Source organism: Bradyrhizobium arachidis (assembly GCF_024758505.1).
GTDB lineage: Bacteria > Pseudomonadota > Alphaproteobacteria > Rhizobiales > Xanthobacteraceae > Bradyrhizobium > Bradyrhizobium manausense_C.
The window spans coordinates 1,595,988-1,609,570 of sequence record NZ_CP077970.1 but is presented as its reverse complement, the minus strand read 5'-3'; the positions used below and the strand labels follow the sequence as shown (position 1 = coordinate 1,609,570).

At 61.0% G+C, this 13,583-nt stretch carries 8 protein-coding genes and 1 pseudogene; 7 read left to right on the top strand and 2 right to left on the bottom strand.

The window, feature by feature from the left end:
• Positions 1 to 391 precede the first annotated feature (391 nt).
• The gene (locus KUF59_RS07205) at positions 392 to 874 is read left to right on the top strand and encodes a MarR family winged helix-turn-helix transcriptional regulator (RefSeq protein ID WP_258769035.1); all 483 of its coding nucleotides are present in this window, start codon (positions 392 to 394) and stop codon (positions 872 to 874) included.
• A gap of 734 nt (positions 875 to 1,608) precedes the next feature.
• Here KUF59_RS07205 and KUF59_RS07200 read toward each other — a convergent pair.
• Positions 1,609 to 2,703: an ABC transporter ATP-binding protein gene (locus tag KUF59_RS07200; protein ID WP_258769033.1), complete on the bottom strand. Its 1,095-nt coding sequence runs from the start codon at positions 2,701 to 2,703 to the stop codon at positions 1,609 to 1,611.
• Between the two features lie 625 nt (positions 2,704 to 3,328).
• Here KUF59_RS07200 and KUF59_RS07195 point away from each other — a divergent pair.
• Positions 3,329 to 4,734: pseudogene (locus KUF59_RS07195) on the top strand (IS30 family transposase).
• 463 nt (positions 4,735 to 5,197) lie between these two features.
• Here the strand turns inward: KUF59_RS07195 and KUF59_RS07190 are convergent.
• Positions 5,198 to 5,659, bottom strand: a complete 462-nt coding sequence (locus tag KUF59_RS07190; protein ID WP_258769031.1) for a hypothetical protein — start codon at positions 5,657 to 5,659, stop codon at positions 5,198 to 5,200.
• An 830-nt stretch (positions 5,660 to 6,489) separates the two neighbouring features.
• Here KUF59_RS07190 and KUF59_RS07185 point away from each other — a divergent pair.
• The 5 genes from KUF59_RS07185 (at position 6,490) to KUF59_RS07165 (ending at position 13,497) form a co-directional block, all read left to right on the top strand.
• On the top strand, positions 6,490 to 8,103 hold the full coding sequence (locus KUF59_RS07185) for an ABC transporter substrate-binding protein (RefSeq protein ID WP_258769030.1): 1,614 nt from the start codon (positions 6,490 to 6,492) through the stop codon (positions 8,101 to 8,103).
• A gap of 62 nt (positions 8,104 to 8,165) precedes the next feature.
• Positions 8,166 to 9,122 (top strand): ABC transporter permease, encoded by a 957-nt coding sequence (locus KUF59_RS07180; protein ID WP_258769028.1) that lies wholly within the window; start codon positions 8,166 to 8,168, stop codon positions 9,120 to 9,122.
• Entirely contained in the window at positions 9,119 to 9,985 is an 867-nt protein-coding gene (locus KUF59_RS07175) for an ABC transporter permease (RefSeq protein ID WP_408918075.1), read from the top strand. Before KUF59_RS07180 ends, KUF59_RS07175 begins: the two co-directional genes overlap by 4 nt.
• Positions 9,986 to 11,803 (top strand): ABC transporter ATP-binding protein, encoded by a 1,818-nt coding sequence (locus KUF59_RS07170; RefSeq protein ID WP_258769027.1) that lies wholly within the window; start codon positions 9,986 to 9,988, stop codon positions 11,801 to 11,803. It begins immediately after the preceding gene.
• 857 nt (positions 11,804 to 12,660) lie between these two features.
• Positions 12,661 to 13,497 carry an ectoine synthase gene (locus KUF59_RS07165; protein WP_258769026.1) on the top strand — a complete coding sequence of 279 codons (837 nt, stop codon included), beginning with the start codon at positions 12,661 to 12,663 and terminating at the stop codon, positions 13,495 to 13,497.
• Positions 13,498 to 13,583 lie beyond the last annotated feature (86 nt).

The window sequence follows — 13,583 nt, the reverse complement described above, 5'->3', positions numbered from 1 at the left end:
GTTGTCCATTGTTATATACTTATCACAATCAATTGTTTCAATCAATTGATTACGATGATCGTTCTTTTGCCGTGACGTGTCACAATTGAGCAACAGGACATCTTAGGACCAAGTCCCACGTCGCTAAAACGAAAAAAAGAAAAAGCGCTTCCAGGGGGCATCCTGGATGCCTCTTACATTGGAGGTTTAGCAAGACCGCGGGCGTCAAGAATCCGCATCGAACCTTTTATTGTTTGCCATATACAATTGCATAGATCAATTAATTTTTGGTATGACGGCTATGTTTCTTCGAGCCTTCTTGAGAGGCTGATGTGGTCCGAGATAGATAGGTGTGCCCTGAAGATCAGGTTGCGCGTCCTATCGGGACACCGCATTTTGCAGAGAGACCAACATGGCCGAAAAAGGACAGCTCGATAGTGCGGCTATGGACTTCATCTGGAACATTGTCGAAATCCACTCCCAACTGGAAGCAATACACAAGAGTTGGGCCGAGCTGCTCGGAATAACCGAACCACAGTGGTTGATACTTATGGCTATCGACGCGCTCGACGAGGGGCGCGGGGTCTCGGGGATAGCTGTTGCGAATAAACTGCGTATCCATCCCGCCTTCGTTACAAACCAGACGAAAAGACTGGAAAAAATGGAGCTCCTCGTCCGCGAAACCTCTCTCGAAGATGCGAGATTTCTGCAAATCTCGCTGACTGAAAAAGCGCGAGGGGAAATTATGAGGCTGTCAAACAAAAGAGAAGCTCTTAACTCGACGATGTTTGGCGGGCTCGACGAAGAGTCCCTTAATTATCTCAACAAGCGTCTGACCTCGATAGCTAAAAGTAGCCGATTGGCATCTCAAAAACTGAGCATCGGCATACTGTAAAGGTTGATGCCGTAGGCTGGAGTTGCCCTCCGTTAGATCGGACACTCGGCGATGTCGGTCAGCCATTGCACCTCGCGTGGAGTTCGGCTGTCGCCGAACCGCGTCGAGCCAGTGTGCCATCATATTTCTGATCACCTCCGGAGATCACGGCCGTTGCGGCCACCCAGCTGATGACCCGGCGGTCATTGCTGTTCAGGTCGCCATTCCATCAGGTAAGCTCCAATGCGTCGAACACTGTTGAAGCGGCTTGTCTTGATTGTGCCGTCGTGCGCCCGGCGGATGCTGGATCGTGTATGCCGGGCCAGCAACAAGCCGCTCTCCTTGATCAGCGGTAGACCCGCTTAGTATTGAACTCGATCGCGCCGCGGATCGTCGCTCGCGCCTGAAGAGCGCAGCGATCCGACAGTATCCATAACTCGGCCAGCTGTTCACCAGGCATCGGATATCGAAAGTTTGCTCCGCATACAGCGCCCATGGCGGCGGGCAACGCCGGGGATGACTTCCAGCTTCGAAATCGACTCGGACATAGGCGTACTTCTAAAACTATTCCTTGCTCCTCCGGCGAGAGCCGTCTCCTGTTCAGAGCAAGCCAAGGAGGAGACGCGCGAAGCCGAACAATGGGCACTCCGAAGATGCCGATCAGGATTGCAAACGCCAACATCCAGCCTCCGATGGGCGTCCGACCAAGTTTTTCAAGTGTTTCAAGTGTTTCATTCGCCTGCTCTGCCAGTGCCTCACGGCGCAACGAAGCGAACGTCCGAGCGCAGCCAATCGACGCGGACATTATCGCCGGGTCGGAAAATCTGCTGGCCCGAGCCAACATGCTCGCGCACGGAAAGCACGCTGCTGCCAATGCGCACGCGGTATTTTCGTAACGGGCCGGCATAAATCATGTCATCCACGGTTCCTTCAACGTACTGATGCCCGTCCGCATCGGCGCGCCTCGGCGTGGCAGCAGTAATACAAATCCGTTCTGGCCGGATCATCGCTACAGTGCCGGGCGGTTGTAACGCGTCCGACTCGAGCTTGAAACCAGGGTTTTCCAGTATGTTGGCTTCACCTAAAAAATTCGCCACAAATCGTGTCGTGGGCCGGTCGTAAAGGGCTTCAGGCGTGTCGGTCTGCTCAATCCGGCCAGCACACATGACGACGATGCGATCGGAGAGGGTTAAGGCCTCCTCTTGATCATGCGTAACACACACGGTTGTGCTGCTGAACTCCTTGTGCAGGCTCTTAATCTCCCCTTGCATCTGCTCGCGCAGGTTACGATCAAGCGCGCCGAGTGGCTCGTCAAGCAGGAGGATCGGTGGATCGGCGATCAGCGCACGGGCGAGCGCAACGCGCTGCTGCTGACCGCCGCTCAGTTGCGAGGGCAGGCGGTCCCCAAAATCCTTGAGATGCACGCGGTCTAGCATCTGTTCTACGCGCGATGTCCGCTCTGCGGCATTCAATCCACGCATTTCGAGCGGAAACTCAAGGTTCCGCCGCACCGTGAGATGTGGAAACAGCGCGTAGCTCTGAAATACAATACCTTGGTCGCGTCGATAGGACGGCACTGCGGCGACGGATTTTCCGGCGATTAGAATGTCACCCGAAGTAGGGGCTATGAACCCAGCGAGCAGCATCAGCACCGTAGTTTTCCCGGAACCGCTCGGACCGAGAATCGTCAGGAATTCACCGGGGCGAACACTGAGTGACAACTCTTTTACCGCCGCGATCTGCCCGTAGCTCTTAGTAACGTTGCAAAATTGAATTTGTGCTGGAACGACACTATCCACCGCCTCATCCTTGGAAAGAGCGATGGCTTTTCGAGCGTGTACACTGACCATAAGTACTCCAGAATGATCGGAATGAGCCGTCAACTAAGATGCTGCATTTGCGCGAGCGTCTCGCTCGCTCTTCCATCTAAGCGGTTCAAACCACGCGGTAGGACGACGTGGTTGTTACTGACAACAGGCAAATCTACTGAGGTGTCTGCCCGATCCGGCGCCGAGCCAGCCGCTGATATTTAGGAAATCATCCGGGCAGTTCTCGAGGCGCCAATCTGAATTAACCGGCAGTGCGCCGACGGCAATGTTGGCCTTCTGTAAGAAGCGTCCGCGGTTCACCAAGCGACCCATTCCTCCTCCCAGGCGGTTTGGCTTCGCGACTGAACCGACCGGAAGCTTGGAGGTCAATATGGCTGGACCATAACGCCGATTTTCTTTAAAATTAGACACTTCCTTGCCGGAATCTTGCGCGCCGGAGGACAATTTCAAAGTTTTCGCGCAACCAGGCAGCTGGCAAGTACATTTGGGGAGCAAGGAGGACCGGCGATTTGGGCTTTGAATCGATCGGGAGTGGGCACGGTTATCACTGACGAACGCTTGTCTGCTAATTCGTAGTTCAGAAACGATCCTACGAAGCACGGCGGATTCAACCGATCGTCGCAACACCCTGCCAAAGGAGGTTGCGATGAGGGGAAGTGATCGGCGTTCGGGTCGGCATGTGCAAGCAATCCAGCGCTCGCCAGGTCGGCCTCGAGAGGCTTTTCGAGAGAGTGGTAGACTATTCTGGATCGCGATTGCCTCTGGGAGATCAAGCGAGGATGCTGCGGTTGACGCTGGGGTGTCACCGGCCGTCGGAGTACGCTGGTTCCGGAGGGCGGGCGGCATGCCGCCAACACATTTGTCGCAGTCGTCAAAGCCTCCGTCAGGGCGCTACCTCTCGTTCGCCGAGCGTGAGGAGATCGCTATCTTGCGCGCGCAGGGGCATGGGGTACGAGCCATCGCTCGTCAGCTCGATCGACCTCCATGCACGATCTCTCGTGAACTCCGGCGCAATGTGGCGCGCCGCCACGGTGCTCCAGAGTATCGAGCGACCACGGCACAATGGCACGCTGATCGGTCCGCCCGGCGGCCCAAGCCAGCAAAGTTGGCGATCAATCCGAGCCTGCGGGATTATGTGCAGGGCAGGCTTGCCGGTATGATCGCCAGACCGGACGGGGAACCCCTCGTTGGCCCGAAGGTCGTGTGGAAGGGACGCCGGGCAGTGCATCGGCAAAACCGGCGCTGGGCGACGGCATGGAGCCCGGAGCAGATTTCTCGGCGACTTCGGCTCGACTTTCCCGAGGATGAGACGATGCGCGCATCAGTCACGAGGCGATCTATCAGGCACTTTACGTGCAGGGTCGAGGAGCCTTGCGCCGCGAACTGACGGCCTGCTTGCGCACCGGGCGGGCGTTGCGCATGCCGAGGGCCCGCGCACGTAAAGGCAGAAGCTTCATTCCCTCCGAGATCATGATCAGCCAACGTCCGGCCGAGGCCGCCGACCGAGCTGTACCGGGCCACTGGGAAGGTGATCTCATTTTGGGTCTCGGAAGTTCCGCGATCGGCACCCTGGTGGAGCGTACGACACGCTTTACGATGCTGCTGCACCTGCCGCGCATGACGGGCCATGAACAGGAAGCTCGCGTGAAGAACGGACCCGCACTCGCCGGACATGGCGCGGAGGCAGTGCGCGATGCGATCACCCGTGCGATCTTCACCATGCCCGAGCAACTGCGTCGGTCGCTGACTTGGGATCAAGGAGCGGAGCTAGCTCAGCACGCGCGCCTCAAGATCGATGCGGGCGTGCAGGTCTACTTCTGCGACCCTCACAGCCCATGGCAGCGCGGGACCAACGAGAACACCAATGGACTGCTGCGCCAGTACTTTCCAAAGGGCACTGATCTCAACGCTCACGACGCCGACGACCTTGAGGCCGTGGCTCTAGCACTCAACACCAGGCCCAGGAAAACCCTCGGCTGGAAAACACCAGCGGAAACTCTCGACGAATTGCTCCGAGTGAGCCACATACAAGGTGTTGCGACGACCGGTTGAATCCACCCACTATCCGGCAACCGTTCCAACTCTTCTGAATATCAAAAAAGTCATTGCTCATCAGCCAGTTGTAGGAGAGTCTCCAACTCTAGCGTTCGGCGACCGACGAACCGCCCGTTTCGCCAAGACCGTTTCAAAAACCGCTTCAGTAATTGGCGTCTTCGCTTTGGCCGACCTCCGTATCCTACTCGACGACAAGACCATCTAACGCCTCCCGCCGCCCGAAAACCGTCGCTGCATCGTCGGGACACCGAACTGAAAGGCTTCTTCCTCGTCGTCGGCGCGCTCAAGAAGACATTCACCGTGCAGTGCGATCTCCGTTAGGAGGGAGTACCTGGCCGAGATCAGTCGCGGCCAGCATCCAAGGAGCGGAGCGGGCTATTAAGGCGACAACCGCGGCACAAACCGAGAAGCCCGAGGCTTCGAAGATCGCGGGCATCACGCTACGCCAAGCCTGGCAACGCTAAGGTTTCGATGGCGCGCAAGAATAGGAGCGCGCACGATCGAGAGCTGTCGCGATGATATCGAACGGCTCTTCGCCGAATGGCTCGATACCCCGCCAATCGAGCTCGGAGAGGATCCAGCCAGGGTTGCTGCCAAACACGACGCCATCACGACGGAGAACGGTCCCTATATCGCCAACGGAAGCATGCGAACCCTGCGAGTAATCTACGACCATGCTCGCAAGACCAACCGGGAACTGCCGGCCGATAACCTCGTCGACAGCGTCGACTGGAACGGCGAGAAGCGTCGGAACACCGGCATGGGCTTGAGCGACCTCAAGGGATGGTTCCTCGAACTTGCCGCGATCGATAATCCGATCCGACGAGAATTCCATCTCTTCAGCTTGCTGTCGGCGTCTCGCCCGGCCGCACTGAAGGAGGCCAAGCCGGCACAGGTTGATCTGCGCCGGCGCGTCCTTCATATCCCGGCGCCGAAGGGGGGAGCCGATCGGGCTTTCGACATTCCGCTGTCACGGCAGATGATCGCCTGCGTTTCGGCCGTCAGATGCATCCATTCGAGGCCAAAGAATGGATCCCGGCCGGCAGCGCTGACGGCCAACTGGTCGAGCAGAAGGAAGACCGGGGACGCTCTCGAAATGGGGCAATGACCCAAGTGTCTCGGAACTTGACGCACGCGTGCTGATGAACCACGCGATTTTCGGCGTGAATGCAGGCTACATTACTCGGCACAGGCTTCTTGAAGATCACCTCCGTGCTCTGCACCATCTTCAGGCGGCAACGGAAAGGCGCAGCAGCCCCTAACGACGATTTTCAACCGCGTTTCCGACTGATTCGGCCGGCAAGTGTTGCCGGAGGCGCTCAGTCTCGAGCAACAGCCGACTCGCTAGCTGGCGGAGCCAATTGAGCTCGTGCCTGAGTTCGTCCAGATCAAGTGCGCTATCAGGGACTTGTCGCAGCGACTCTAGGGGCAGAGCGTGGGGACTGTATGGATTCTGTGGCCAGATCCGACGCATTCGCCTCGGATCGTGCCAGCTCCGGGTCGCACACGCCGGACTCGGCCAACACCTCCCGGCCAGCGCACCTCAGATCCCGACCCAATTCAGCTACGAGGAAAAGCTGCAGTCCGTGCGTGAGATCGCGAGAATGCCTGCGTTCAGGGCATCTATTTGACGGAACCCTGCCGCGCCGTCTGGCATGCTGCCAACTGTGCAAGAGAATATGCCCGCGAGCTTTGGCAGGCAGCAAGCGGTCCAGGCTTTCGAAGCGATCCGACCAACCAAGGGAGTGGGCGATGCCGGACAACAAAGTGCTGAAACTTGAAATGCCAGGTAACGAAGTGTTCCGCCTGAACGGGGCATTTCCACGTGGGGCATCGCGCCGAGAGGTGATGAACTTTCTGCTTGCTGCTGGCGTGTCGATCAGTGCCGCGGGAACGTTCGCCGGAACAGCGCAAGCGGAGACCCCACGCCGTGGGGGCAGAATTAGGGTTGCCTGCAACCAAAACTCGTCTGGCGAGTCGCTCGACCCCGCGAGGAGCTTCACGGCGAATGACTGGTCACGCGTTACAATGTTCTACAACACGCTCACAAGAATAGATGAAAATTTGACCCCGCAGCTCGAGCTTGCCGAGGACATCTCATCAACAGAGCGTGCGACAGTGTGGAACATCAAGTTGCGTCGCGATGTACGCTTCCACGACGGATCGCCACTTACTGCTGCAGACGTAGTCTATTCTCTACAGCGCCACAAAGATGCGGCGGTCCGGTCAGGCGCCCGAGTGCTCGTCGAGCCGATGGTAGAGATCACTGAGACGGGGGCGCACGAGGTACGCATCCGGCTCTCTGGTCCTGACGTCGGGTTGCCCAGCACCCTCGGTGTGTTGAACACGGCGATCGTGAAGGCGGGAACGACCGACTTCCGCACGGCGAACGGCACCGGTCCATATAAGTGTCGGGAGTTTGAGCCGGGCGTGCGTTCGATTGCCGTGCGCAATGAGGAGTATTTCAAGTCGGGAAAGCCATTTCTCGACGAAATTGAGGTCATCGGGATCACAGATGAACCGGCACGCGTCAATGCGCTGCTCGCGGGCGACGTTCACTTCGTCGCATTAATTAACGCGCGCTCGGCCCAGCGCATCAAGTCCGCTCCGAACGCGAAGCTATTCGAGACCCAAGCTGGTGCGTTCCATTCTCTCGCGATCAGCCGAGACCACGCGCCCGGAGCAAATTCTGACTTCGTGCTCTCCGTGAAGCACATGCTCAACCGCGAGCAGATCCGTCGCGCGGTCTACCGCAATTACGCGATCATGGGGAACGACCAGCCCGTGCCTCCGAGCAGCGCTTTCTACGACCCGAGCCTACCGCAACGTCCCTATGACCTGGACAAGGCTCGCTTTCATCTGCGCCGCTCGGGCTTTGCCAATCAGACTTTACCAATTTTCGTCTCTCCGGCGGCGGCTAATTCGGAAGAAATAGCTCAAATTCTGCAGCAAACCGGTCGTGAGGTGGGGGTAACTTTCAACCTGCAACGAATACCGGCCGATAGCTATTGGTCGAACACGTGGATGAAGCAGCCAATTTTCTTCGGCAGCAACTCTCCAAAAGCGAGTGTCGATATATCCCTTTCGTTTTGGTTCCATTCGCGCTCACCCTACAATGAAAGCGCGTTCCGAAATGAGCGATTCGATGCCCTACTCATTAATGCGCGCGCCGAAGCTGACATAAATAAGCGCAACGAAATGTATAGTGAGATGCAGCGTATAATCCACGAGAGTTCTGGCACGTGTATTCCCGTCTTCTATACCTTCCTCGACGCCCATGTAAGCAACCTAAAGGGCTTGAGACCGATCCCGACCGGTAGCATGATGGGTTGGAACTACGCAGAAAATATTTGGCTTGAGCAGTGAGCGCCGTCACGGCGTCGGAACGACGCGAGCCGCAGACGACCGGCCTCGTCAAGAGCGCTCTTATGAACACTGGTTTGTTCCGCCTCGTTGCGAGCAGGATCGCGATCGCGATCCTGACTCTGGCCTTCGTCTCGGCCGCGGTGTTCATCGGCACCGAGATCCTGCCCGGTGACGTTGCCGAGGCAGTGCTGGGACAGAACGCGACGCCCGAGGCGGTGGCGGGCCTTCGCCAGGTTCTCCACCTCGATCAACCCGCCTATATTCGCTACTTCCGCTGGCTTGGCGGATTGCTCTCCGGCGATCCGGGTCGCTCGCTCGTCAATGACCTGCCCGTCGCCGGCCTGATCGCGAGTCGCCTGCCGAACTCGCTGATCCTCGCCTCGGTGACGGCGGTCGTCTGCGTGCCGATCGCGCTCGTCCTCGGCATCACCTCGGCGATCTGGCGCGGCAGCTTCTACGACCGCGCGGCGAGCTTCCTGACCATGTCGGTCGTCGCCGTGCCGGAATTCCTGATCGCGACGCTGCTGGTGATCGTCTTCGCCGTGAACCTGCGCTGGTTCCCGGCCCTGTCCTTCGCCGCCGGCATCGTGTCGCTCGATCAGTTCTTCCGCCTGTTCGCGCTGCCAGTCTTCACACTGAGCTGCGTGATGATCGCGCAGATGATGCGCATGACGCGCGCTGCGGTGATCGATACGCTGCGCTCGTCCTATGTCGAGATGGCGGTGCTCAAGGGCGCGCGCCCGATGCGCGTCGTGCTGACCCACGCGCTGCCCAACGCGATCGGCCCGATCGCGAACGCGGTCGCGCTCAGCCTGTCGCACCTTCTCGGCGGCGCCATCATCGTCGAGATCATCTTCAATTATCCAGGTCTTGCGCGCCTGCTGGTCGACGCCGTGTCGACCCGCGACATGCCGCTCGTCCAGGCCTGCGTGATGATCTTCTGCTTGGCCTATCTCTTTCTGGTGATGATCGCCGACATCGCCGGCATCCTCTCCAACCCGAGGCTTCGTCATCGATGAGCGCCGATCACACGACCGCGGCTGTCGAAGCGCCCGCTCCGCCGCGCCGCCGCATCCGCCTGCCGCTGGCCGGCATGATCGGGGCTGTCATCGTCTGCTTCTGGGTGCTGATCGCGATCATCGGCCCCTTTATCGCGCCGCATGACGCCGGCGCGCTGGTCGACGACGACCTGTTCGGCCGCATGCGTTGGGCGCTGCCGCTCGGCAGCGACTATCTCGGCCGCGATGTGCTGAGCCGCATCCTCGTCGGCGCGCGCTACTCGATCGGGATCGCGGCTGCGGCGACCTTTCTCGCCATCCTGATGGGCGGCACGCTCGGCATGCTGGCGGCCGTGTCGCGCGGCGCGGTTGACATGACCCTGAGCCGCTTCTTCGACGCGCTGATCTCGATCCCGAGCAAGATGTCGGCGCTCGTCGTCATCGCCGCACTCGGCTCTTCGATCCCGGTCCTTATGGGTACCATCGCGGTGATCCTCACGCCTGGTGCTTTCCGCACTTGGCGCGCGCTCGCGGTCAACGTGAACGCGCTCGATTTCGTCGAGGTCGCGCGCGCCCGCGGGGAGGGCACCGGCTATCTCATCCGCGAGGAGATCCTGCCGAACATCGCGGGTCCCGTTCTGACCGACTTCGGCTTGCGCTTCGTCTTCGCGGTGCTGCTGCTATCAAGCCTCTCCTTCCTCGGCCTCGGCGTTCAGCCGCCGAACGCCGATTGGGGCTCGCTCGTGCGCGAGAACATCAATGGTCTCGCCGACGGCGCCCTCGCCGTGGTTATGCCGGCGATCGCGATCGCCACCCTGACGATCGGCGTCAACCTTCTGATCGACAACCTGCCGGGCCGCTGGTCCTCCAGCGGGGAGCACTGAATGGCGCCGCTGGTCAAGGTCGAGAACCTGCGCGTCACCGCGCGCGACGAGCGCGGGCGCACCAACGTCATCGTCAAGGATGTGAGCTTCGAGGTTCAGCCCGGCGAGGTCGTCGCGCTGATCGGTGAATCGGGCTCGGGCAAGACCACCATCGCGCTGTCGCTGATGGGCTATGCCCGCTCGGGCGCCAAGATCGCCGGCGGCAAGATCACCTTCGATGGCCGCGAGATCCTCTCGCTCGGCCAGAGGCAGCTCTCGTCCTTGCGCGGCCGCGACATCGCCTATGTGCTGCAGAGCGCGGCGGCCTCGTTTAACCCGGCGCGCCCGCTGCTGAAGCAGGTGATCGAGAGCTCGCAGATCCACCGCGTCATGCCGGTTGCCGAGGCCGAGGCGAAGGCGGTTTCGCTCTTCCGCGAGCTCGTGCTGCCCAATCCCGAGCGCGTCGGCGAGCGCTATCCGCACCAGGTCTCGGGCGGCCAGTTACAGCGCCTGCTCGCGGCGATGGCGCTCGTCACGGACCCGAAGCTCGTCATCTTCGACGAGCCGACCACCGCACTCGACGTGACGACACAGATCGAGGTGCTGCGCGTCTTCAAGAAGGCGATCAAGGAGCGCGGCACGACAGCGGTCTACGTCACGCACGACCTCGCCGTGGTCGCGCAGATGGCCGACCGCATCATCGTCCTGCGCGACGGAGCGATCCGCGAGGTCGACGCGACCGGGCAAATCCTGACCGCGCCAAAGAACGACTACACCAAGAGCCTGATCGCCGCCGCCGAGCCGCAGGTGCGCACGGCGACGGAGGCCGCGAAGGAGAGCGAGGCATCGGTCCTTGAGGTGAAGAGCGTGGTGGCCGGCTACGGCCCGCCCGATCGCGATGGCATTCCGGCCCTGCCGGTGCTGCGCGACGTCGGCCTCAAGATCAAGGCGGGCACGACGCTCGGCGTCATCGGGGAATCGGGCTGTGGCAAGAGCACGCTCGCGCGCGTCATCGCCGGCCTGCTGCCGGCCGCGCGCGGCGAGGTTCTGCTCGACGGCGCTGCGCTGCCGAAGAGCGCGACCGCCCGCACGCGCGATCAGCTGCGCCGCATCCAGATCGTGTTCCAGATGGCCGACACCGCGCTCAATCCGGCGCGCCCGATCAGCCGCATCCTCGGCCGTCCGCTCGAGTTTTACCACGGCCTTTCCGGCGCGGCCCGCGGAAGGCGCGTTGCCGAGCTCTTCGACATGGTGCGCCTGCCCGCGGGAATGGCTGACCGCTATCCGAACGAGCTGTCCGGTGGGCAGAAGCAGCGCGTCAACCTCGCCCGCGCCCTTGCCGCGAAGCCCTCGGTGATCCTGTGCGACGAGGTGACCTCGGCGCTCGACACGGTGGTCGGCGCCGCCATCCTCGACCTTCTCGCCGAGCTGCAGCGCGAGCTAGGCGTCGCCTATCTCTTCATCAGCCACGACCTCTCGACCGTCAAAGCCGTATGCGACGAGGTGATGATCCTTTACGCCGGGCAGATGATGGAGCACGGCAGCCGCAGTGCGCTGCGCCAGCGCCCGCTGCATCCCTATTCGGAGCTGCTGATCTCCTCGGTGCCGGAGCTGCGCCAGGGCTGGCTCGACGGCATCAGCGAGAAAGTGCTCAAAGAGGCGTCGGCCGGCGTCGCAAGGCCCGGACGGGGCGAGGCCTGCGGCTTCTTCGAGCGCTGCTCGCTGCGCATCCCCGGCCGCTGCGACGTCGAGCCGACACCGCTGCGACGTCTTACGAAGGGCGCGGACATCCGCTGCCAGCGCACGGAAGCGGAGCTAATCGCGCTGAGTGCGCAGTGAGAGCACCGCCGGGAGGTTTGGTCGAGCAGGATCTGAAAGTGCCTCGGGAGTAACCCCGGTTGGCGGATCTGCGGACGCCCTCTACCCTTCAACCGCGTTTTGGCCTGGATAGGATCAAGCACCACGACGGCAGAATGACGGGAAGCAGGTCCGTGATCCAGCAGATGATAGGTGAGAGGCCGCGGATGTCGCGAGTTGCTATGCCTGACGGGCGACGCTCCGCAGCCGCTTGGCCCTCGAGATCGCATCCGCTGCTCAACTGGAACTTCTGGGCCGGGCCGCGCCCGTGCCTGATGGGTCGGGGCCGCCCCGCCCAGTTAACGGCGTCCTCGTGGCCATACCGATGAATCGAACTGCGCGCGAGTGATCCGGCTGGCTTCCATATGACTGGGTGCTCGCCATGGTAGCCCTTAGATGCCAGAGCCCTGAGCTGGCGCTAGGGGCGGAAGGTTGCCCTTGCCGGAATCGGAAAGCGGCATATTGAGCGCCTATTTCATGATCTGCGGCGGCAAACAGGCGCATTTTGCCGGAAATCCCTGGTCGCTCATGGCACCTTATGATGCCCAACGAGGTTGGTCTGATGTCGGTTTGGGGAGGTAAGAGGTGAAGAATATCGGACGGGCCAACACTGATGGGCTGGGCATCGACGGGGGCTCCGGCGCGGGGTGTCCCGCCGAGAGAAGCTCAACCTCCTCCTCGCAGCCCGTGCTGAGACGGGAAGATGCAGCGTCTCGCTCTATGCGCGGCCGCAGAGCATCGTGGAAGTGAGCAAGCGTCTCCAGCTTGTCCAGGAGCCGAGCCGACTCACCTATAAGTGATATGGAGATATAAACGTGACAAGTACTGTCAACCGTCGAATGTTCGTCAGGACGGTGGCCGATGTTCGTGCCGCGGGACGTGAGCGCCAGATCTCCCACGGCATCACGACAGCGACGCGCTATCTCACGAAGAGCGATGGGCTCGATTTCTCGCTGTCGTGTGCCTGCAAGCCCGCCGGCCGGGGGTCGCCTCAAGCTTGGTACAAGAACCACTGGGAGGCGAACTTCATCGCGTCAGGACGAGGTGAGCTCGAGGAACTCTCGACGGGTCGTCGATGGCCGCTCGAGCCGCGGACCGTTTACGTCGTCGGGCCTAACGATCGCCATAAGGTGCACGCCTTCGAGGACCTGCTGATCGTCAGCGTCTTCAATCCACCGCTCGTCGGTGGTGAAACGCACGACGCCGACGGTGCATACCCGCCGGCCGGCCCCCTCCCGCCTGGTTTGCAGGATCGCCGCATGTTCGTTCGGACGGTCGCCGATGTTCGTGCCGCGGGACATGAGCGCCAGATCTCCCACGGCATCACGACAGCGACGCGCTATCTCACGAAGAGCGATGGGCTAGGGTTTTCGCTGTCCACCGCCTCCAAGGCCGCGGGCCAGGCGGCGCATCAAGTTTGGTACAAAAATCACTGGGAGGCGAACTTCATCGCGTCAGGACGGGGTGAACTCGAGGATCTTTCGACCAGTCAGCGATGGCCGCTCGAACCGCGAACGGTTTACGTCGTCGGCCCGGATGACCGTCACAAGGTGCACGTCTTCCAGGACCTGCTGATCGTCAGCGTCTTCAATCCACCGCTCATCGGTGATGAAACCCACGACGCGGACGGTGCATACCCGCCGACCGGCCCCCTGCCGGCGAGTCCGCAGGCATAGACCGGCAGAAACCGTCATTTCGAAAGGAGGAGCGAGTGACCGATCTGGCACAGGGGCACCCGACGCTGCATTCGGAGCAGCCGAGC

Bases quoted from the DNA above. Each gene is read 5' to 3' on its own strand.
- KUF59_RS07205 (WP_258769035.1), top strand. From the start codon at position 392: ATGGCCGAAAAAGGACAGCTCGATAGTGCGGCTATGGACTTCATCTGG.
- KUF59_RS07200 (WP_258769033.1), bottom strand. From the start codon at position 2,703: ATGGTCAGTGTACACGCTCGAAAAGCCATCGCTCTTTCCAAGGATGAG.
- KUF59_RS07190 (WP_258769031.1), bottom strand. From the start codon at position 5,659: ATGAAGGACGCGCCGGCGCAGATCAACCTGTGCCGGCTTGGCCTCCTT.
- KUF59_RS07185 (WP_258769030.1), top strand. From the start codon at position 6,490: ATGCCGGACAACAAAGTGCTGAAACTTGAAATGCCAGGTAACGAAGTG.
- KUF59_RS07180 (WP_258769028.1), top strand. From the start codon at position 8,166: ATGAACACTGGTTTGTTCCGCCTCGTTGCGAGCAGGATCGCGATCGCG.
- KUF59_RS07175 (WP_408918075.1), top strand. From the start codon at position 9,119: ATGAGCGCCGATCACACGACCGCGGCTGTCGAAGCGCCCGCTCCGCCG.
- KUF59_RS07170 (WP_258769027.1), top strand. From the start codon at position 9,986: ATGGCGCCGCTGGTCAAGGTCGAGAACCTGCGCGTCACCGCGCGCGAC.
- KUF59_RS07165 (WP_258769026.1), top strand. From the start codon at position 12,661: ATGTTCGTCAGGACGGTGGCCGATGTTCGTGCCGCGGGACGTGAGCGC.